At 66.1% G+C, this 21,643-nt stretch carries 15 protein-coding genes and 2 riboswitches; of the genes, 7 read left to right on the top strand and 8 right to left on the bottom strand.

What is annotated here, in order from left to right:
• Positions 1-534, bottom strand: a 534-nt coding sequence (locus U873_RS0122600; RefSeq protein WP_025130402.1) for a hypothetical protein, incomplete at its 3' end; no start/stop codon positions are given.
• 422 nt (positions 535-956) lie between these two features.
• On the opposite strand from U873_RS0122600, the gene U873_RS0122595 reads away from it, so the two are divergent.
• The 3 genes from U873_RS0122595 (at position 957) to U873_RS0122585 (ending at position 6,550) form a co-directional block, all read left to right on the top strand.
• A complete protein-coding gene (locus tag U873_RS0122595) occupies positions 957-2,714 on the top strand; it encodes an FAD-dependent oxidoreductase (RefSeq protein WP_025130401.1) in 1,758 nt (585 codons plus the stop codon).
• Positions 2,701-4,431, top strand: coding sequence for an alpha-keto acid decarboxylase family protein (locus U873_RS0122590; RefSeq protein ID WP_025130400.1), 1,731 nt, complete (start codon positions 2,701-2,703; stop codon positions 4,429-4,431). The genes U873_RS0122595 and U873_RS0122590 overlap by 14 nt, the downstream gene beginning before the upstream one ends.
• A 112-nt stretch (positions 4,432-4,543) precedes the next feature.
• Positions 4,544-6,550, top strand: a complete 2,007-nt coding sequence (locus U873_RS0122585) for a hypothetical protein (protein WP_025130399.1) — start codon at positions 4,544-4,546, stop codon at positions 6,548-6,550.
• A gap of 57 nt (positions 6,551-6,607) precedes the next feature.
• On the opposite strand, the gene U873_RS0122580 is transcribed toward U873_RS0122585, so the two are convergent.
• From U873_RS0122580 to cobW, 5 genes are all read right to left on the bottom strand, one after another.
• Positions 6,608-8,254 (bottom strand): phospholipase D-like domain-containing protein, encoded by a 1,647-nt coding sequence (locus U873_RS0122580; RefSeq protein ID WP_025130398.1) that lies wholly within the window; start codon positions 8,252-8,254, stop codon positions 6,608-6,610.
• 297 nt (positions 8,255-8,551) lie between these two features.
• Complete coding sequence (locus U873_RS0122575; RefSeq protein ID WP_025130397.1) at positions 8,552-9,160, bottom strand: VWA domain-containing protein; 609 nt, start codon at positions 9,158-9,160, stop codon at positions 8,552-8,554.
• Between the two features lie 53 nt (positions 9,161-9,213).
• The gene (locus U873_RS0122570; RefSeq protein ID WP_025130396.1) at positions 9,214-10,221 is read right to left on the bottom strand and encodes an ATP-binding protein; all 1,008 of its coding nucleotides are present in this window, start codon (positions 10,219-10,221) and stop codon (positions 9,214-9,216) included.
• 126 nt (positions 10,222-10,347) lie between these two features.
• Entirely contained in the window at positions 10,348-14,121 is a 3,774-nt protein-coding gene (gene cobN / locus U873_RS0122565; protein WP_025130395.1) for a cobaltochelatase subunit CobN, read from the bottom strand.
• 3 nt (positions 14,122-14,124) lie between these two features.
• Positions 14,125-15,195, bottom strand: a complete 1,071-nt coding sequence (gene cobW / locus U873_RS0122560; protein ID WP_025130394.1) for a cobalamin biosynthesis protein CobW — start codon at positions 15,193-15,195, stop codon at positions 14,125-14,127.
• A 97-nt stretch (positions 15,196-15,292) separates the two neighbouring features.
• Positions 15,293-15,506: riboswitch (cobalamin riboswitch) on the bottom strand.
• Between the two features lie 96 nt (positions 15,507-15,602).
• Positions 15,603-15,829, top strand: a riboswitch (cobalamin riboswitch).
• 95 nt (positions 15,830-15,924) lie between these two features.
• Here cobW and U873_RS0122555 point away from each other — a divergent pair.
• The 4 genes from U873_RS0122555 (at position 15,925) to cobM (ending at position 18,065) form a co-directional block, all read left to right on the top strand.
• Positions 15,925-16,113 (top strand): CbtB-domain containing protein, encoded by a 189-nt coding sequence (locus tag U873_RS0122555; RefSeq protein WP_025130393.1) that lies wholly within the window; start codon positions 15,925-15,927, stop codon positions 16,111-16,113.
• An 11-nt stretch (positions 16,114-16,124) separates the two neighbouring features.
• Positions 16,125-16,826, top strand: coding sequence for a CbtA family protein (locus U873_RS0122550; protein ID WP_025130392.1), 702 nt, complete (start codon positions 16,125-16,127; stop codon positions 16,824-16,826).
• Positions 16,823-17,236: a cobalamin biosynthesis protein gene (locus tag U873_RS0122545; RefSeq protein ID WP_025130391.1), complete on the top strand. Its 414-nt coding sequence runs from the start codon at positions 16,823-16,825 to the stop codon at positions 17,234-17,236. Before U873_RS0122550 ends, U873_RS0122545 begins: the two co-directional genes overlap by 4 nt.
• 82 nt (positions 17,237-17,318) lie before the next feature.
• Positions 17,319-18,065 carry a precorrin-4 C(11)-methyltransferase gene (gene cobM, locus U873_RS0122540; protein ID WP_025130390.1) on the top strand — a complete coding sequence of 249 codons (747 nt, stop codon included), beginning with the start codon at positions 17,319-17,321 and terminating at the stop codon, positions 18,063-18,065.
• A 446-nt stretch (positions 18,066-18,511) separates the two neighbouring features.
• Here cobM and nfuA read toward each other — a convergent pair whose 3' ends face one another.
• Together nfuA and U873_RS0122530 are read right to left on the bottom strand one after the other, a co-directional pair.
• The gene (gene nfuA / locus U873_RS0122535) at positions 18,512-19,096 is read right to left on the bottom strand and encodes a Fe-S biogenesis protein NfuA (protein ID WP_025130389.1); all 585 of its coding nucleotides are present in this window, start codon (positions 19,094-19,096) and stop codon (positions 18,512-18,514) included.
• A gap of 141 nt (positions 19,097-19,237) precedes the next feature.
• Positions 19,238-21,529, bottom strand: coding sequence for a fatty acid cis/trans isomerase (locus U873_RS0122530; protein WP_025130388.1), 2,292 nt, complete (start codon positions 21,527-21,529; stop codon positions 19,238-19,240).
• Between the last annotated feature and the right edge of the window lie 114 nt (positions 21,530-21,643).

Raw genomic sequence — 21,643 nt, 5'->3', positions numbered from 1 at the left:
TTTTTCGCGCGCGGCATCAGCATTGACCTTCGCGATCACGTCCCCCTCTCCCACCAGCACCATGACCTCCTGGCCATAACGCTCCCTGCGCTCATAGGGATAACCCGCTATGTCGCGACGGCTGAGCCGGGTGTTCGACAACGCGGTTTCCACCGGTTTGCGAAAGGCCTCACTGGCACAGTTGTCCGCGCTGCTGGTGCCGCTTTGTCGTAGCAGGCGCAGGCGCTGTTCATGGCCGTCGACACTTGCCGTTCTGGCGGCGTTCAATACTCCCGACTCAGCGACCTTGAACATCCAGCGCGCCTTGTTCTCCGGCTCGCTCCAGGCACCCGCGTCGCGAACCAGCCCCAGTGCTTGCACAGTCGCAAGGTCCAGCTCGTACCAACCCGCCGTGGCCGGCTCTGAAGAGTTGAAACACAGCCTGATTTGCTTGCCCTCAAGAACCCCCTCCCAGACTCCGCTCAATCCCGTATCGGCAACCGCCGCCGTGAGGAAAAAACTGCTGAGAACGATACATGCCAAGGGTTTGAACATATGAATCGACAACTCCTCAAGAGACCTCGAACGCGGCTCGCCTGCATGGCCTTGGCTTGCTGACAGATCGGCGATGGGCAAAGGAGCGATCATACCTGCCCTGAAGTGCGTGACGTTCAGTGTTTAAACCCATCAAGTGCCCCCCCCTGCACCAACGGCTCGTCACCGTGATCGGCGGTCGGCACCTGCAGCGTGCAGACCTTGCCCTGATCCAAGGGCCTCTGCGCCTGCCGTCGACCCGAAGCCGGGGCCGGCGACACGGACTGTATCAGCGCCTTTACATTGTCCGACAATCAATGGCAAGTCCCCGGCTGCACGGGACGAAACCGCCGATGATGGCAAACTGGAATTTCGCTGGAACTGAACAATACTACGTCGCCAACGGGCCTCTCTGCCCGCCTTCCAGCGAAAAGGAATTCAGCATGAGCACTCAAGAACTCGAACTCGATGTCGCGGTGGTTGGCGGGGGTGCGTCGGGCACCTACAGTGCCTGGCGCCTGCAGCATGAACAGGGTGAAAAACTCCGGATCGGCCTGTTCGAATACAGCGCGCGCATCGGTGGCCGGCTGTTCAGCATCAACCTGCCGGGCCTGCCCAACGTGGTCGCCGAAGTCGGCGGCATGCGCTACATCCCCGGCCCCGGGGGCCATGTGCTGGTGGACAGCCTGGTCAAGCAACTGCGCCTGCCGAGCCAACCCTTTCCCATGGGCGCGCCCGCGCCGGTGGGCTCGAAAAACAACCTGTTCTACCTGCGGGGCAAGCGCTTTCGCTACCGCGACTTCAAGGAAGCGCCGCACAAGATCCCCTATGACCTGGCCTGGTCCGAGCGCGGCTACGGCCCCGAGGACCTGCAGGTCAAGGTGATGAACTACGTGTACCCGGGCTTCGACCAGCTCAGCCTGTGCCAGCAGATGCAGGTCAAGGTGTTCGGCAAGGAAATCTGGAAGTACGGCTTCTGGGACTTGCTGTACCGGGTCATGAGCAACGAGGGCTACCAGTTCATGAAGGACGCCGGCGGTTATGACGCCAACGTTGCCAACGCCAGCGCGGTGACCCAGTTGCCCGCCACCGAATACAGCGACGACACGGTCTTCCTGACCCTGACCAAGGGCTTCCAGAGCCTGCCCCTGACCCTGGCGGCGAAGTTCGCCAAGCTGCCGGGGGTGCTGCCTGGCAAGCAGCGGGTGCAGATGAACCAGCGCCTGGCGAAGATCAGCTACGCCAAGGACCCTGAGTTCCCCTATCGCCTGCATTTCCAGAGCACCGTCACCGAAGACGGCAACACCCGGGACGCCGCCGGCCACCAGGTGGTCAAGGCCAGGAAGATCATCCTGGCCATGCCGCGCCGGGCCCTGGAGCTGATCGACGCACCGCTGTTCGAGGATCCCTGGCTCAAGGAGAACCTCGGCTCGGTGCTGATGCAGTCGGCGTTCAAGCTGTTCCTGGCCTACGAGCAGCCCTGGTGGCGCAGCCTGGGCCTGGTGGCCGGGCGCTCGGTCACCGACCTGCCGGTGCGACAGATCTACTACATGGGCACCGAATGCGAGCAGCCCGGCGGCGAGGCGAATCTCAACTCGCTGCTGATGGCCTCCTACAACGACATCGGCACCGTGCCCTTCTGGAAAGGCCTGGAAGGCGGCGCACCCTTTGTCGGCCACCTGCCCGCCAACCTGGCCGGGCGCCTGCAGCTTGCGCAGGTGGTGCCTAAAACCGAGTTCCAGGTCAGCGACGAAATGGTCCGGGTGGCGCAGATGCAGGTCACCCAGGTCCATGACCAGGTGGAACTGCCACGGCCCTACTCGGCGGTCTATCACGCCTGGGACGCCGATCCCTACGGTGGCGGCTGGCACGAATGGAAAGCCAACTACCGGCTCGACCAGATCATCTACCGCATGCGCCATCCGGTCGCGGACCAGCAGATCCACATCGTCGGCGAGGCCTACTCCATCGGCCAGGGCTGGGTGGAAGGCGCACTGACCGTGGCCGAATCGACCTTGCAGGACTTCTTCGGCCTCAAGCGCCCCAACTGGCTGTCCAAGGACTATGCCCTGCTGCCCGCGCTGCCCGCGGACGGCTGCACCCTGCCCAGCGACCAGCCGTTGCCGTGCCAGGACTGCGCCAAGACCCTGGATGGCGTCACCCAGTTCGCCTACGAGGGGATCGACCATGGCCAGCAATAAGCCCTTTACCGTCGCCGACTACCTGCTCACCCGCCTGCACCAACTGGGCCTGCGCAAGGTGTTCCAGGTGCCCGGAGACTACGTCTCGCACTTCATGTCGGCCCTGGACGATTTCGACGGTATCGACGCCGTCGGCGAGGTCAATGAAATGGCTGCGGCCTACGCCGCCGACGGTTACGCCCGCTACGCCGGCATCGGCGCCGTATCGCTGCAGTACAGCGTCGGCACCTTCAGCGGCCTGAACGCCATTGCCGGCGCCTATGTCGAGCGCAACCCGGTGGTGCTGATCAGCGCCAGCCCGTCGGCGCAGAACCGCCAGTTGATCTGGTCCCAGGACGTGCTGTTCCACCACTCCACGGGGGATCTGCAGGTGGGGCGCAAGGTCTTCGAACCCGTGACCGTGGCCAGCCTGATCCTCGACGACAGCGAGCACGCTCCGGCGCTGATCGACGAGGCCCTGGTCAAGGCCATCAGCGAACGCCGGCCGATCTACCTGGAAGCCTGGCAGAACGTCTGGGGCGAGCCCTGCCCCCACCCCCAGGGCGAACTGCAAGCCCTGGCCGCCCGCTGTGACGACGACTCGCTGCGAGCGGCCATCGAGGCCACCCTGCTGCGCCTGGGCAACGCTCGCTCGCCGGTGATCATGCTCGGCATCGAGGTGGCCCGCTTCGGCCTGCAGGAGCAGGTCATGCGCCTGATCGAAGCCAGCGGCCTGCCCTTCACCACCAGCCTCGAAGCCAAGACCGTGGTCGACGAGAGTCACCCGCAGTTCATCGGCACCTACGCCGGCACTGCCTCGCGCCTGTGGACCCAGGCCTTGATGAAGGACGTGGACTGCATCCTCGCCCTGGGGGTGATCTTCACCGACGACTACCTGCAACTGCTGGCAAAGGACTTCAGCCAGATCATTCTGGTCAACACCCAGCTGGCCCGTACCGGCCTGCAGTACTACCCCCATGTGCCGCTGCCGCAATACCTGCAGAGGCTGTTGGGGGCCATGGGCCTGGACAGCGATTACCCGTTGCCCTGCAGTGCTCATGAACCGCCCCCGGCGGTGCGCCTGCAGCAGGGCAGCGCCGACGATCCCCTGGGCTACGAGCTGTTCCTGGAGATTCTCGAGCGCGTCGCCCGCGAGCAGAACCTGTGGGCCGACAGCAGCCTGATCCTCGGCGAAAGCTCGGCGCTGTACGCCGCCAGCAACCTCAACGGCCTGCCCCGGGACAGTTTTGTCGCCGATGCCATCTGGGGTTCCCTGGGCCACGAGACCGGCTGCGCCCTGGGAGTCGCCCTGGCCAGTGGCCGACGCCCGGTGGTGGTGGCCGGCGACGGCGGCTTCATGATGATCTGCCAGTCGCTGTCGACCCTGGCCCGCAACCGCATCAATGCCCTGGTGTTCGTCATGAGCAACGAGGCCTACGCCATCGAACAGGCCTTCGTCGACATCGATGCATTCGAGCCCGGCGGCCAGTTCGCCCCCTTCGACCTCCTGCCCACCTGGGACTACCTGGCCCTGGCCAAGGGTTTTGGCGCCGAGGGTTTCAAGGTCTCGACCCGCAGCGGGCTGGAGCAGTTGCTGCCGCAGTTGCTGCGGCTCAAGGACCGGCCGGCACTGATCCAGGTGGTCATCCCCCAACGTGACCTGGCGCCGCAGATCAAGCGCCTGGCCAAGCCGGACGGCCCGCTGTTCGTCGCCCGCCACAGCCACGACAACGACTGACACAGGCCCAAGCCAGGCACCGGCCGGCCGGCGAACGCATGCATCGCACTGCTTTCGCCGGCACACCTGCGCTGCCCGGCCATGGCGCTAAAAAACCAAGGAGCCACAAATCATGGACGTCCCCTTTCTGCGCAGCAGCCTGGTCGCCGGCCTGCTGCTCGCCGCCTGCAGTGCCCAGGCCCACACCATGAACCATGGTGCCGAGGCCAAGGTCATCCGCTTTACCCCCGTGCCGCCGGACATGCCCTACGAGCAGGTGCTGCAACACTGCGTCAGCCGCCAGGACACCGAGCCCGACCAACTGCTCTCGGGCCTGGGCGGCACCCGCTACCCGCTGGTCAGCCTCACGCAGCCAGAGCAGGTGCAAGCCTTCTACAGCCAAGGCATGGCCCTGCAATACGGCTTCAACTTCTCCGCGGCGATCCGCGCCTTCTACCAGGCCAGCCGTTTCGACGACGACGCGGCCATGCCCTACTGGGGCATTGCCCTGTCGGCCAACTCCAACATCAACAGCGTCGCCACCACCGGCTGCAACCAACTGGCCTACCGCTCGGTGCAGATCGCCCTGGAACATGCCCAGGCCCGGCTCAAGGACAGCGCCGCCCAGGCCGCCTTCAGCCCCCGCCAGCTGCAGCGCGAGGTGGACTACGCCCAGGCACTGCTGAGCCTCTACAGTGAACAGGACGGCCAGATTATCCTCAGCGGCGAAGGCAACCGGCGCTACGCCGACGCCATGAAGACGCTGTCGGAAACCTATTTCGACGACCTGGATGCCGCCACCCTGTACGCCGACGCCCTGCTCAGCCTCGATCCCTGGAAGTGGTGGGAAGGCACCGAGGCGATCTCCGACAGGGTCAAACCGACCCACGAGGCCTACGAGGCGCTGCAGGTGCTGAACCGGGTGCTGGTGCAGGACGACCAGCACACCGGGGCCAACCACTTCTACATCCACGCCATCGAGGAGTCGCCGTTCCCGGCCAGCGGGCTGCCCATGGCCGATCGCTTTCGCGACCAGAACCCGGCCATCGGCCACCTGGTGCACATGGCCTCGCACATCTACCAGCGCATCGGCAACAACGCCCTGGCCAGCACCGCCAACTACACCGCGGTCTCGGTGGACCGCGCCTACACCCATCAGGTGCAGCCACAAAGCCCCTACGCCCTGCACTACCTGGGGCACAACATCCACTTCCTGACCTGGACCCTGTCCATCGAGGGGCGCCACAACGAAGCCATGAACATGGCCGAGGAACTGGTGGAGAACACCACACAATACTCGGCGCTGCCCTTCCTCTGCCAGCAGTACCCGGCCGAGCTCAAGACCAAGACCGACTACTTCTACGCCGTGCCCTACTACTTCGCCGTGCGCTTCGAAGACTGGGACGCCCTGGCGCGGATCGAACCGAAGATCGACGCGGGCCTGGCGACCATCAACCAGACCTGCAAGGCGGCCAGCCAGGACTGGCAGGCACTGACCCGGCCCTACTCCCAACTGATGAAGAGCTATGCCCTGGCCTACCGGCAACTGAGCGCCCAACACCTCAATCAGGACCAGGCCCGGGAGGCCCTAAAGGGCTTCTGGCAGGCCGTCGCCGCGGCCCCGCTCACGGGTGAGAACGCCCTGCAGTATGGCAACAACCCGGCCCTGCAACTGCTGCGCATCGCCAACCTGGTGCTGATCAATCGGGCCCAGTCCAGCGCCGCCGGGCCGCTGGACCTGGCAGCCCTCAAGAACCTCGGTAACCAGGTGTTCAAGCAGCAGCAGGACGGCCTCAACGGCGACCTGCAGGCCCTCGATGGCGACGCCGGCAAACAGCAGATCGCCGCCTGGCGCAAGGCGGTGCAAGTGCAGGATGCCCTGGCCTACAACGAGCCGCCGGACTGGTACTACACCCTGCGCGAATCCCTGGGTTACGCCCTGCTGGAGCAGAAGCAGTACGCCGAGGCGGAGCGGGTCTTTCGCGAGGACCTGGCGGGCAATCGCCTCAGCGGCCGTTCCCTCAACGGCCTCAAGCTGAGCCTGCAGAACCAGCCCGGCAAAACCGTGCCGGCGCTGCTGGACGAACAACTGCAGAGCGCCTGGCGCAACGCCACGGTGAGCCCGGTGCCCAGGCTCTAGCGCGTGAGTGCGGTGCCTGGCCCTGGGAGAAAAGCCGGGCCAGGCGCCGGTGCCCGCTCAACGCCCGGAAAAGCGCAGCCGTGACAGCTGGCGCAGATCGCCCTCCAGGTAATAGGCATCGCTCCAGCTGTCATCCACTGCCAGCGGCTGCACCTGTTTCAAGGCCAGTTGCCTGGCGAAGTAGCGAAACCGGTAATGCTCGTAGAAACGCAGCAGTTCCAGGCCGTAGCGGTCCGCAAGATCCATGTCGCCACGGATGATCAGGAAGTTCTCGTCATTGCTCTGGCTGGCGCCGACGCTGAGGTTGTGGCTGCCGCTGATGATCACCGGCGCGTCGCTGGTGAAGTCGGTGACGATGGCCTTGGTGTGCACCAGCAGGTTGCCCTTCTGGCCCTTGAGGCCTTCCTTGAGCCAGCCCTCCAGGCCGTTGTTGAGCAAGGCGGTGGCGGCGAACTCGGCGCTGCGGTCGGCGTGGAAGCCAGTGATGCGGCTGGCGGTGTTCTGCAGGCCGTAGCGCAGCACATCGTCATGGGGCTGGCCGAGCAAGGCATCGAGCAGGCTGTCGGGCAAGGCGAAGGCGGTGACGAACAGCAGGTCGCGGCGGGCGCTGTTGATGATCTCGACGAACTCGCTCAGGTCGCCCTGGCCGCTGCGTGGGGAGAACCCGGCAAACAACGCGGCATCCGCTTGCATGGGGTTGTTCTGGGTCAGCCATTTGCGGGTACTGCCCACATCCGCGGGGTTGGCCCAGACCTGCTCGAACACCTGCAGGTAGCGCGCGGCAAGCGCGGGGTTGTCGAGGCAATGAACCACGTTGGCCTGCCGGTAGACCCCGTTGGCGGTGAAGTTGGTGCTGCCGCAGAGCACCGCGCCGGGCTGGCGCTGGCCGTTGGCGTCGAGGCGGCTGAGGACGATGAACTTGTCGTGGAAGATCGCGTGGGTCACCCGCCCGCGCTTGTTGGCCTCGGGCAGGTGCTGCAGGCTGGCCTGGTTCATCGTGGTGTCGGCATCGCCAGGGGCGGCGTGGTACAGCACCCGCACCTGGACGCCGCGATCGAAGGCGGCGTTGACCGCGTCGATGATCGACTGCAACTGGTACTCGTAGATGGCGATGTCCAGGCACCAACTGTTGTCGACCGCTCGCTGGATGAAGCCCAGCAATTGCTCCAGCAGGCCGTTTTCCAGCCACTGCCGCGCCGCGTCCGGCCAGGCTTCGATGGGCAGGGTCTTGTTGCCACTGAGCTGGGAGTCCAACTCGGGAAACTTGCGGGAAAACGCCTGGCTGGCGGCCACCGCGCGGTTGAAGATCACCCGCTGCCCCGGGGGCTGGCCATTGTCGGCGGTGAGGCTCAGCAGCAACGACTCGCCCAGTTGCGGCGCATCGCTGCTGCCATAGACCAGGTGCACCCGGTAGTTGAGGGTGGCGCCTGGGTTGACCGCGTAGTCGGCCCAGCGGAATTTCTGCAGCGGCGCCTGATCGCTGGGGGTGGCGTTGTACTGGGGAAAGGTGTGGGGCTTGCCGGGGAAAGTCAGGCTGTTGAACAGAAACAGCCAGGGTTTGCTACCGGTCTGTTTTTCGATGGCAAACCCCAGCAGCCCCTGGCGCCGCGACGCATCCAGGTCCATGGCCAGCAGCACCCCGTTGGTTCCGGCATAGGCCTTGACCCGAAAATCGTCCTTATCGTTACGCACCAGTACACGCATGAAGTCACTCCTGTGAAAGACAGCGCAAAGCGTAGCCGCTTCCCGCCCCACTGCAGACAACAACAGCCTCGCCCGGTGCAGGAGCCGGCTTGCCGGCGAAGAGGCCCTTGAGTCTTGCGCTGTCCTTGCGGACGCCTTCGCTGGCGAGCCAGCTCCTACAGCTGGCGCGACAGCGGCGTCGTTCTTGTAGGAGCCGGCTTGCCGGCGAAGAGGCCCTTGAGTCTTGCGCTGTCCTTGCGGACGCCTTCGCTGGCGAGCCAGCTCCTACGGGGGATGTGCGGTGTGTCGGGGAGGTCGTCAGGGCGTATGGACGTCGAGGTGCTGGTAGCCAGCGTTGAGGAGAGTCGCCAGATCGCGGGCCCGTCCCAGGCGGATCGGGCCGCGCTCGATATCGATCAGCAGGGTCGGACAGTACAAGGGGGCCAGGGCTGGCAAGGTTTTCAAGCGCCCGTCGGTGATCAGCAACAGCCGTTGCTGTTCCGCCGGCAGCCGCCGCTGACGCTGCTCCAGCCAGTGCGCGGCTTCGTGCAGGGCCTGTGACAGCGGCGTGCCGCCGCCGGCCCCCAGGCCGTCAAGCCAGTGCCGCAGGTCCTTGGAAGCCTTCAGGCCCTGCACTTGCCAATGCGGGGCGCGGCCGCTGGCGGTCAGCAGCGCCAGGCGCGCGCGCTGGCGGTAGGCATCGTCGAACAGTTGCGCCAGCAAGCCCTTGGCATCGCTCAAGGCATTGTGCCGGCGGGTCGATGCCGAGGCGTCGACTATCACCAGCCACAGTTCATGGGGCGAACGACTGCGCAGTTGAAACAGCAGGTCTTCGCGCTGATGTGGCCGGCCCTTGAGCAAGGTGCCCGGCCAATTGATCCGGCCTTGGCCGGCACTGCGGCTGCGACCTTGCCTGCCGTGGTTCAGGTGCCCCGCACGGGGCCTGGCATCCGCCCCCGCGTCAGACCGGGGACGGATGCCTAGGGCTTTTTTGGCCAGCTCGGCACTTCACGACGAGCCCCCGTGGGCAGGGCCTGGGCCGGCATTTCGCCCCATTGCCCCTGGCCTTCGCTGGGCTGGGCATTATTCGGGGCCGGGGCCTGGGGGCTTTGCCCTGCTGGAGGGGCACTGGGCGCATTCTCTCGGCGGCGGTGGCGCAAGGCGAACTCGGCCACGGCGTCGATATCTTCCTCGGCGATGGCGCTGGCGCCACGCCAGGCAGCGTGGGCCCGGGCCGCCCGCAACCACACCAGGTCGGCGCGCAGGCCGTCCACGGCAGCGGCAAAGCAGCGCTCGGTGATCAGCGCCAGGGCCTGATCGTCCAGCGGGATGTTCGGCAGGGCGCCTCGCGCCTGCTGGCAACGCTCGCGCAGTGCGGCCTGGGCCTCGGCCCACTGGGCGCAGAAGCCTTCGGGGTCACTGTCGAAATCCAGCCGCCGGCGAATGATCTGCCCCCGCTCCAGGGGCGCGGTCTGGCCGCTCAAGGCCACGTTGAGGCCGAAGCGGTCAAGCAGTTGCGGGCGCAGTTCGCCCTCCTCCGGGTTCATGGTGCCGATCAGCACGAACTTGGCCGAGTGACGGTGGGAAATGCCGTCGCGCTCGATCAGGTTGGTGCCGCTGGCCGCCACGTCCAGCAGCAGGTCCACCAGGTGATCGGGCAGCAGGTTGACCTCATCGACATACAGCACCCCGCCATCGGCCTTGGCCAGCACCCCGGGAGAGAACTGCGCCCGGCCCTGGCCCAGGGCGGCGTCCAGGTCCAGGGTGCCCACCAGGCGCTCCTCGGTGGCGCCCAGGGGCAAGGTGACGAACGGCCCGCTGGCCAAGAGATCCGCCAGGCCCCGGGCCAGGGTCGACTTGGCCATGCCCCGGGGCCCTTCGATCAGTACGCCGCCGATCTTCGGGTCGATGGCGGTCAGGCACAGCGCCAGTTTCAGGGCATCGGCGCCGACCACGGCGGACAGCGGGAAATGTGGGGTGTCGCTCATGTCGGGGTCTCGCTTGGGTCGGGTCGGGGGTGTCCGGGAGAGGCTTTCGCGAGCAAGCTCGCTCCTACAGGTAGCGCATTGCCGTTGTAGGAGCGAGCTTGCTCGCGATCGAGTGCACAGCACGCCTCAGGAATCTTCTTCAATATCCAGCAGCAGGTTTTCCAGGGCCTCGCGGTAATCGCCGGGCTCCTGCCACAGGCCACGCTGCTGGGCCTCCAGCAAGCGCTCGGTCATGTCCCGCAGGGCGTGGGGATTATGCTGGCGGACGAACTCGCGGGTCGAGTCATCCAGCAGGTAGGCGTCGGCCAGCAAGGCGTATTGGTGATCATCGATCAGCTCGGTGGTGGCGTCGAAGGCAAACAGGTTGTCCAGGGTCGCCGCCATTTCGAAGGCGCCCTTGTAGCCATGGCGCTTGACCCCTTCGATCCACTTCGGGTTGGCCGCCCGGGAGCGGATCACCCGGTTCAGCTCTTCCTTGAGGCTGCGGATCTTCGGCAGGTCCGGCTGGCTGTGGTCGCCGTGGTAGCTGGCGGCCTTGGCCCCGCTGAGGCTTTCCACCGCCGCCAGCATGCCGCCCTGGAACTGGTAGTAGTCGTTGGAATCGAGCAGGTCGTGCTCGCGGTTGTCCTGGTTCTGCAACACCGCCTGCACCCGGGCGAGGCGCGTGGCGAACTGCTCGCGGGCGGCGGTGCCTTCGTCGCTGCCGCCGTAGGCGTAGCCGCCCCAGTTGAGGTAGACCTCGGCCAGGTCCTCTCGGCTCTGCCACAAGCGGCCGTCGATCGCACCCTGGACTCCGGCGCCATAGGCCCCGGGCTTGGCGCCGAAGATCCGCCAGCCGGCCTGGCGCGCCGCCGCCTCGGCATCCAGGCCGGAGGCCGCCAGGGCTGCACGCTCGGCGCGAACTCGGGCGGCCAGGGGGTTCAACTCTTCGGGTTCGTCGAGGGCGGCCACCGCTTGCACCGCGGCGTCGAACAGGCGGATCAGGTTGGCGAAGGCGTCGCGGAAGAACCCGGACACCCGCAGGGTCACGTCGACCCGGGGCCGGTCCAGCAGGCTCAGGGGCAGGATCTCGAAGTCGTCCACCCGCTGGCTGCCGGTGGCCCACACCGGGCGCACGCCCATCAGCGCCATGGCCTGGGCGATATCGTCGCCGCCGGTGCGCATGGTGGCCGTGCCCCACACCGACAGGCCCAGTTGCAGCAGGTGGTCGCCGTGGTCCTGCAGGTGGCGTTCGAGGATCAGGTTGGCCGACTGGAAACCGATGCGCCAGGCAGTGGTGGTGGGCAGGTTGCGCACGTCCACCGAGTAGAAGTTGCGCCCGGTGGGCAGCACATCCAGGCGCCCGCGGCTGGGGGCACCGCTGGGGCCGGCGGGAACGAAGCGCCCGCTCAAGGCATCCAGCAGGCCGTGCATTTCTGCCGGGCCGCAAGCATCCAGGCGCGGCGCCACGACCTCCCGCAGCGCCTCGACAATGATCTGCACCGGCTCCCAGCCGGGTTGCTGCAACTGCGCCAGCGGGCCCTGCAGCGCCGCCTCGATCAACTGGCCAGCGTAGAGCTCCAGGCGCTCGCGGGTATCGCCGGCGGTGCGCCACAGGGCGCCGTCGAGGGCTTGCAGGGGTTGCGGGCGGCGGCCGGTCCAGGGCTCGGCAAGGGCACAGTCCAGCGGGTCGAACCCCAGCTCGAAGGCCTTGGCCAGAGCCCGCAGCAGGCTGGCGTGCGGGCCCTTGCCGTCACCCCGGGGAATGCGCAGCAGGGCCAGCAACGTGTCGATGCGCAAGCGCCCCTCGGGGGACTCACCGAACACATGCAGGCCATCACGGATCTGCGATTCCTTGAGGTCGCACAGGTAGGTGTCCAGGCGCGGCAGCCAGATCGCCGCATCGGCGTCGCTGTCGAGCTGTTCACCGAGCTGCAGTTCGCGGTCGATGTGGGTCTCGCGCACCAGCTTGAGAATGTCCCGCTGCAGCTCCCGGGCCCGCCGTGGGTCGAGCAACTGGGCTTCGTAGTATTCGTCTGCCAGCAGTTCCAGGTTGCGCAGCGGGCCGTAGGTTTCGGCGCGGGTCAGGGGCGGCATCAGGTGGTCGATGATCACCGCCTGGGTGCGACGCTTGGCCTGGGCGCCCTCCCCCGGATCGTTGACGATGAACGGGTAGATGTTCGGCAGCGGCCCCAGCAGCGCATCGGGCCAGCATTGCTCGGAAAGGCCAACGCCCTTGCCCGGCAGCCATTCCAGGTTGCCGTGCTTGCCGACGTGGATCACCCCATGGGCGCCGTAGGTCTGGCGCAGCCAGAAGTAGAAGGCCAGGTAGCCGTGGGGCGGCACCAGGTCCGGGTCGTGGTACACCGCGCTGGGGTCCACCTGGTAACCCCGGGCCGGCTGGATGCCGACGAACGTCAGGCCAAAGCGCAGGCCGGCGATCATCATCCGCCCGTCGCGGTACATCGGGTCCTGCTGCGGCGGGCCCCAGCGTTCCAGCAAGGCTTCCCGGTTGGCCTCGGGCAACGCCTGGAACAGCGCCAGGTACTCGTCCAGGGCCAGGCTCTGCTGGCAGGGGCGCTGGTCGAGGCTGTCCAGGTCATTGCTGACCCCGCCGAGCAACTGCCGGATCAGCTCGGTGCCGCTGGCCGGCAGTTCGGCAGGCAGCGGATAGCCTTCGGCGTGCAGGGCCTTGAGGATGTTCAATGCCGCGGCCGGGGTGTCCAGACCGACGCCATTGCCGATGCGACCATCCCGGGTCGGGTAGTTGGCCAGCACCAGGGCGATGCGTTTCTGGCCGTTGTCTAGGCGCCCCAGCTCGACCCAGCGCCGCGCCAGCTGGGCGACGAAATCCATGCGTTCGGGCTGGCCGCGGTAGCAGACCACGTCCGACTGGCTGCGCTCGCTGCGCCAGGCCAGGTCCTTGAAGCTGATGGGCCGGCTGATGATCCGTCCGTCCAGTTCCGGCAGGGCGATGTGCATGGCCAGGTCCCGGGGGCCCAGGCCCTGCTCGCTGTCCCGCCAGCCCGGTTCGTTGTCCTGGGCGCAGATCGCCTGGATCACCGGGATATTGCGACGAAACGGCCGCAGGTGCGGGGCTTCGGGGCTGGACTGGGCAAAGCCGGTGGTATTGAGGATCACCGCGGCCGCGGTTTCATCCAGCCAGTCTTCCACCTGGCTCAGGCAACCGGGCTCCTTGAGGCTGGCCACCGCTATGGGCAAGGGGTTGAGGCCCGCCGCCAGCAAGCGCTGGCAGAACAGGTCGATAAAGCCGGTGTTGGCCGCCTGCAGGTGGGAGCGGTAGAACAGCAGCGCCGCCACCGCTTGTCCCTCCTGCCAGTCGGCCTGCCAGTCGCAAAGGGCGGCCTGGCTTTTGTGCGGGTGGTAGATCGCCGTGCGCGGCAGGGTCTGCGGTTCGCTCCAGGGGTAGTCGCGCGCCAACAGGCCGCTGGCCAGGCAGCGGTAGAAATTCAGCGCGTTGTCGCGCCCGCCCTGGCGCAAAAACTGCCACAGGCGGTCGCGTTCGCTGGCAGCAACCGTGCTCAAGTCGCTGAGCTCCGGGTCCGGGCGATCGTCACCCGGCACCAGGATCAATTGCACCCCGCGCTGGGACAGTTCCACCAACTGCTCGACGCCGTAGCGCCAGTAGGCGATGCCGCCGTGCAGGGAAATCAGGATGACCTTGGCGTGGCGCAGCACCTGGTCCACATACAGGTCCACCGAGGCGTGGTTCTGCACCTGCATCGGGTTGGCCAGGCGAAAGCTGGGGTAGTCCGCGGGCAGCTGCTCGGCGGCGTCCGCCAGCAGCGCCAGGCTGGAGTCGCCGCTGCACAGGATCACCAGCTCGGCGGGGGTTTGTCCCAGGTCGGCAATGTTGTCATCCGACACGAAACCGCCGGGCTGGGTCCTGAGCAGGTGCATGGCTTAGACGCTGAGGGCAGCGCGCAGCTGGGCTTCCAGCTGGGCGGCGTCCAGTTCCTGGCCGATCAGCACCAGGCGCGTGGTGCGGGCCTCATCGGCGCCCCACTTGCGGTCGAAGTGCTTGTCGAAACGGGTGCCCACGCCCTGGATCAACAGGCGCATCGGCTTGTTGGGGATGGCAGCGAACCCCTTGACCCGCAGGATGCCGTGCTTGACCACCAGCTGGGTCAGGGCATCCAGCAGCAGGCTTTCATCGGCTTGCGGCAGTTCGATGGAGATCGAGTCGAAGGCATCGTGATCATGGTCGTCGTGATCGTCATCGCCGTCGTGGTGATGGTCGTGGTGGCTGTGGCGGCTGTCGATGTGTTCCTCGGAGCCGGCTCCCACGCCCAGCAGCACGTCCAGGGGCAGGCGCCCGCTGCTGGCTTCGATGACCTTGACCGCCGGCGGCAGCTCCTCGGCCACTTCCAGGCGGACCTTGGCCAGGTCTTCGGGGCTGATCAGGTCGGTCTTGTTGAGGATCACCAGGTCGGCGCTGGACAGCTGGTCGGCGAACAGCTCATGCAGGGGCGATTCGTGGTCCAGGTTGGGGTCGAGCTTGCGCTGGGCGTCCACCTGGTCGGGGAAGGCGGCGAAGGTGCCGGCGGCCACCGCCGGGCTGTCGACCACAGTGATCACTGCGTCGACGGTGCAGGCGCTGCGGATTTCCGGCCACTGGAAGGCCTGGACCAGGGGCTTGGGCAGGGCCAGGCCGGAGGTTTCGATGAGGATGTGGTCCAGGTCGCCGCGGCGCGCCACCAGTTCACGCATCACCGGGAAGAACTCTTCCTGCACGGTGCAGCACAGGCAGCCGTTGGCCAGCTCGTAGACCCGGCCGCTGGCCTCTTCCTCGGTGCAGCCGATGGAGCACTGCTTGAGGATCTCGCCGTCGATGCCCAGCTCGCCGAATTCGTTGACGATCACTGCAATGCGCCGGCCCTGGGCGTTGTCCAGCATGTGCCGCAGCAAGGTGGTCTTGCCCGAGCCAAGGAAGCCGGTGACGATGGTGACAGGGAGTTTGGCCAGTGTTTTCATCGGATGCCCTTTTGGCAAAGCAGGTGGGCAAACGGGACGAGAGCCGCAGCGCCAGGCGCACGGAGATTTCGCCACCGGATCACCCCGCCCGGTTGTAGTGAGAATCTTGGATCGAGGCAGGTCTCCTGGCTGAGGGCTGGCCGGTCGTTGGCACCGGCGCTTGCTGCGCCTTCCCGCCGGCGTCGTCGACGCTCGTGCAGTGGCCTTGCAGCAATCAAACCCTTCACAGTTGCGGGGGCAGCCGCGGCATCGACCGCGTTCCCTTCTTAGCTTCGACCCCTGGCCGAAGAACCTCGAAGGCGCAAGGCTACGCAGAGCGCGGGAGACGGTCAATCGGCAATGCGCCGACCAGCCGGCACCTGCGCCTGCGTTCATGGCAATTGACGCCCCTGCCCCGCCCATGATTTGCTACGCGCCTTGTTACGGGTGCCCTTCACAGGGTGAAACGGGAAACCGGTGAATCACGTGCTTTACTACAAAGTCGTGACCAGTCCGGTGCTGCCCCCGCAACGGTAAGCGAGCGAAGTGTCGAATCCACTGTGCCAAGGCATGGGAAGGCGACACTTGCCGGCACGGCATGACACTGCCCTGCCCCTCGCAAGCCCGGAGACCGGCCCGCAACACACAGATAACAAACCCGCGGTGGGCGGGCGCTGTTGCAAACCCTGCGTGGCCGTCACGCGGGGTTTTCCTGCGCCGCTCCCCGCCGACACTCCAAAGGGAAGCGCCATGTCGATCATCAGCAGCACCAGCCATACCACCACCAGCACCTCCACCCTGAGCCAGCGCCTGGTGGCCGCCATCGGTGCCTCGATCCTGGGCGCGTGCCTGGTGTACTTCGCCGGTTTCTCCCATATCGAAGCGGTGCACAACGCTGCCCACGATACCCGCCACAGCGCCGCGTTCCCTTGCCACTGAGGCCTGCCGAGATGATCAAGCGTATCGCGCAAACCGCAGGTTTCACCGGGCTGCTGGCCGCCCTGCTGCTGACCCTGCTGCAAAGCTTCTGGGTCGCCCCGTTGATCCTCCAGGCGGAAACCTATGAAAAGGCCCCCGCGGCCGAAGTCCATGAACACGCCGAGGGCGCCATGGCCGGGCATAGCCACGACGCCGAAGCCTGGGAACCGGAAGACGGCTGGCAGCGCGTGCTGTCCACCACCGGCGGCAACCTGGTGGTGGCAGTGGGTTTTGCCCTGATGCTGGCCGGGCTCTACACCCTGCGCGCACCTAACCGCACCTCCCAGGGGCTGCTCTGGGGCCTGGCCGGCTACGCCACCTTCTGCCTGGCGCCCACCCTGGGGCTGCCACCGGAATTGCCGGGCACCGCAGCCGCCGATCTGGTGCAGCGCCAGGTCTGGTGGGTCGGCACCGCCGCCTCCACCGCCGTGGGCATCGCGCTGATCGTGTTCGCCCAGAACTGGCTGCTGAAGATCCTGGGTGCGGCCATCATCGCCGTCCCCCATGTGATCGGCGCGCCACAGCCGGAAGTGCACTCCATGCTGGCTCCCGAAGCCCTGGAAGCGCAGTTCAAGATCGCCTCGCAACTGACCAACGCCGCGTTCTGGCTGGCGCTGGGGCTGATCAGCGCCTGGCTGTTCCGGCGCAAGGGTGCGGACCCGTACTCGGCATGAGTGATTCAAGCGCAGCGCCGACCCTGGTGGTCGGCCTGGGTTGCCAGAAAGGCTGCCCGGTGACCACGCTGCGCGCCTTGCTCGACCAGGTCCTGGCGGCACACCAGTTGCAGACCGCGCAGGTCTTGGCCCTGGCCAGCATCGACCTCAAGCGCAACGAGCCCGGCCTGCTGCAACTGGCGGAGCAACTGGAACTGCCGCTGACCTGTTTCAGCAGCAGTCAGCTCGCCCCCTACGCCCTGCGCCTGAGCCATCGCTCGCAGATCGCCTTCGAGCGTACCGGCTGCTACGGCGTGGCCGAAAGCGCCGCCCTGGCCCTGGCCGAGCACCTGCATCAGCAGCCCGCCAGGCTCTGGGTGCCCCGCCAGAAATACGCCCAGGCCACCCTGGCATTGGCCGCCTGCCGGTAGAATCGCCGATAATCCCCGCCCTCGATCATGAGCAATCTTCATCTGAAGCGGCGCTACCGCCTTTTTTTCACAGGAAACAGCCATGACTGTCTACTTCATCGGTGCCGGCCCCGGCGACCCCGAATTGATCACCGTCAAGGGCCTGCGCCTGATCCAGCGTTGCCCGGTGATCATCTACGCCGGCTCCCTGGTGCCCCAGGCGGTACTTGAAGGGCATCACGCCGAACGGCTGGTCAACAGCGCCGAACTGCACTTGGAACAGATCATCGAAGTGATCAAGCAAGCCCATGACCAGGGCCAGGATGTGGCCCGGGTGCATTCCGGCGACCCGAGCCTGTACGGCGCCATCGGCGAGCAGATCCGCTGCCTGCGGGAGCTGGGCATTGCCTTCGAGATCATCCCCGGGGTCACCGCCACCGCCGCCTGCGCCGCGTTGCTGGGGGCCGAACTGACCCTGCCGGACGTGTCCCAGAGCGTGATTCTCACCCGCTACGCCGACAAGACAGCGATGCCGGCCGGCGAGGAGTTCGCCAGCCTGGCGGCCCATGGCGCGACCATGGCGATCCACCTGGGGGTCAATCACCTACCGAAGATCGTCGCCGAACTGCTGCCGCACTACGGCGCCGACTGCCCGATTGCCGTGGTGCACCGGGCCACCTGGCCGGATCAGGACTGGGCCCTGGGAACCCTGGCGGACATCATCGATCAGGTGGCGGCCAAGGGCTTCCGGCGCACGGCACTGATCCTGGTGGGCCGGGTGCTGGCCACCGATGCATTCAGCGAATCCTCGCTGTACCGCGCCGGGCACGCCCACCTCTACCGCCCCTGAGCCCAAGCGCCCACCCGCAGGAGTTGGCCCGTAGGAGCTGGCTTGCCAGCGAAGGCGGTCTCGGTATCGGTGCAAGGCTCGAGGGCCCATTCGCCGGCAAGCCGGCTCCTACGAGGTTGCGCGCCTCCCTTCATTGCCGTGCCTGACGCCTTGTAGGAGCTGGCTTGCCAGCGAAGGCGTTCTCGGTATCGGTGCAGAGCTCAAGGACCTATTCGCCGGCAAGCCGGCTCCTGCGAGGTTGGGCGCCGCCCATCATTGCCGCACCTGACACCTTGTAGGAGCTGGCTTGCCAGCGAAGGCGTCTTCGGTATCGGTGCAGGGCTCAAGGGCCCATTCGCCGGCAAGCCGGCTCCTACGGAAGACGTTTTTTGGGGGGAGGAGCCGGCTTGCAGGCATAAAAAAACGGCGCTCACGGGGCGCCGTTTTTTCAAGTCGCAGCGAACGCCTTAGTAGTAGGCGTTTTCTTTCTGCGTGTGGTCAGTGACGTCACGGACGCCCTTGAGCTCGGGGATGCGCTCAAGCAAGGTGCGCTCGATGCCTTCCTTCAGGGTCACATCGGCCTGGCCGCAACCCTGGCAACCACCGCCGAACTGCAAGACGGCAATGCCATCCTCCACCACCTCGATCAGGCTGACCTGGCCGCCATGGCTGGCCAGACCCGGGTTGATCTCGGTTTGCAGGTAGTAGTTGATCCGCTCGTTGATCGGGCTGTCGGCATTGACCATCGGCACCTTGGCGTTGGGCGCCTTGATGGTCAATTGGCCGCCCATGCGATCGGTGGCGTAGTCGACAACCGCATCATCGAGGAAACCTTCGCTGAAGGCGTCGATGTAGGCGGTGAAACTCTTCAGGCCCAGGGCCTTGTCTTCGGGTTTCTCTTCGCCCGGCTTGCAGTAGGCGATGCAGGTCTCGGCGTACTGAGTCCCTGGCTGGGTGATGAAAATGCGGATGCCAATCCCCGGGGTGTTCTGCTTGGATAGCAGATCAGCCAGATAATCGTGGGCGGCGTCGGTAATGGTTATGGCGCTCATGGTGGTTCCTCGCAGACGTGGGCGCAGTTTACGCCAATCGACGCCGCTGACAAAGTCCTAGTATTTTTGTCGGGATAGACCTTGGTAGGGGCCGCCCACGACCCCGCCAGCAGCGGCCCGTGGGCGGACAACGGCGGTCTATCAGAGGTTTTCGTAGCGGTTCATGTCCAGGACACCCGCTTCTATCGGATCGGTTTCCTGCAGATAGCGGGTCTGATCGTGAAAGTACTGCCAGAACTGCGGGTGACTGCGACGAATGCCCCAGCGCTCCACCACTTTCTCGAAACTCGCGCCATCGCGGGCTTGCTGCATGGCCTGGACAAAATCCGGCACCTGCTCGGCCGGAACGTTGAACATGAAGTTCGGATAGCTGCTGAGAATGCCCGGGTAAATGGTCAGGGTGTCCAGGCCTGGCTGGTAGCGCAAGGATTCGCCAAGCATGAAGGCCACGTTACTGTGGGCGCGGTTGCGCATCATGCTGTAGAACTCGCGCTTGCCGCTCAGGGTCTGGATCCGCAGCAAGGTCGTTTCCGGTAACTGGTCGATGACCTTGAGCCCCGCTGCCGGACGCGACGCCAGGCGGCTCAGGGCCTGTTCGGCATCCTGCAGCGCCGGGTCGATATTGGGTCGCGAGCAGTAGGCGCTGTCACAGCGGTTGATCGGGTCCGGCTTGGCGTTGAGGTCGCCATAGCGGGCCAGCAACTGGTTGGCGAAATCCTTTTTCGGGTCCTTGAGGTCAAGCTTGAGAGCACTGCGCTTGTCGTCGTCGATGGACTCGTAATCCAGCCACATCTTGAACTTGCCGCTGTTCTGGTACCAATCGTCGAGGAAATCCTCGCGGGTGCCGGCGGGCATCAGGCGCAGGAAGTTCTGCTCCGCGCCATTGCGGATCAGGTCGAAGTACAGCCGGGTCTGGGCCTGGTGCGAGACGTTGCCGAACACATCGAAGTTCACCGCCAATTGATAGTAGGTGCGCTCCAGCAGCGGGTAGTCGAACAGCCACATCGTCTGCGGCACTTCACCGATCAGGCCCTTGGTCACCGAGGCGCTGTCGAAGTGACGGAAAATGCTCAGCAGCGCGTTGTCGTTGCCGGCCCACAGGGTCGACCAACTGGGCGCTGGAGCATCGGCATAGGAGTCACGGCGCAGGACCTCGTACTCGTTGCGCTTGTCGCGGTAGGACAACCACAGGCCCAGCACGCTGCCGACATCGTCGTTCTGCCCAGGCATGGCCAGCAGCGGCGTGGCCTGGCCGCGATACGCCGGATCAGTGATGTAGAGGTCGTGTTCCGGCGCCTGGAACAATGCCCAGAAGTTGTCGCGGATCACGTCGGTAGCGATCTGCCCGCGGCACACCGGGCCGCGGATAAAGGTGCGCACGAAGTATTCCGCGTTATCCAGCATGAACTGGTAGCGGGCCTTGGCCGGGATCGCCTCGAAGGTCTCGAACGGGTTGGCCCGGCGACCCGGGCCGTAGCCCGGCAACGCAGTGACCTGCCAGTCGCCGCTGTAGAACAGGGTCTTGACCCGGGCCATCTTCGCCGCGCTCAGCGGGTAGGTGATGTGGGTCTTGTGCACGATCACCCCTTGCACCGGCCACAGGCGGTAGTAGACCTGGGTGCCCGGATCGTCGTTGGGGCGACGGGTGTTGATCAGGTCGATCGGCTGGCCGCTGGGGGTCCGCGAACGTACCCACTGGAAGAAGTGGCCCGGCTCGCCCCCCTCGAAATAGAGGTGGGCCAGGAACAGGTGCTCATAGAGCCAGCGCGCCACCAGGCTTTCCCGGGCGCCGGGGGCGTTGAGCAGGTTTTCCCACTGGCTCACCTGCAACGCTTCACGGGCGCTGGGGGCCAGGCCCTGCTCATCGATCGGCGCGCCCGAGGCCAGCCAGCGCTGCAAGGTCTGGTACTGCTGGTCGGTCAGGCCGGTCACCGCCAGGGGCATGCCTTCCTTGGGATGGGCGCTGGCGTAACCGTCAAACTCGGCAGGCTGAGCGCACATGTTCTCGCGATTCAGGCCCAGCACGATCTCGCTGGGCAGCTTGGCGTTGGGTTGCAGCGGGGTGCGGTGCCCGAGCTCCAGCATCCGCGCCATCAGCGCGGCCTGGCTGCCCTGGGCATCGAGTACCGAATAGAAACCCTGGCGCTGCCAGGCGGCCTTGCCGAATCCGTCGTAGAACAGCCGCGTGGGGGCCTGGGCCTTGCTGCGTTCGCCGTCATACACCGGGATCTTCGAGGCACCGCGAGCAGCTCCCTCGCCACTGCCCAGGTTGAGCTGGCAGGCGGAGTCGTAGCAGGCATGGCAGGCCACGCACTTCTCGGTAAAGATCGGCTGGACATCACGGGTGTAGGAAATCACCGGCGCCGGACCTTGCGCCATGCACAGTGAACTGAAAAGCAGCACCACGCTGCTGACGACAAAACGATACGGCATGTCCCTGGTCCCGAAAATGAAAAACGCCGCGATTCTACCGGTCTGGCCCGCCGGCCAACATGAGCGATATTCATGCAAAAACCGGCCATGCTGCAAAACCATGCAGGTTTGCTA

Source organism: Pseudomonas sp. PH1b, assembly GCF_000633395.1.
GTDB lineage: Bacteria > Pseudomonadota > Gammaproteobacteria > Pseudomonadales > Pseudomonadaceae > Aquipseudomonas.
Note: the sequence above shows the minus strand (reverse complement) of the source record. Positions and strands in the feature narration are given on the sequence as shown.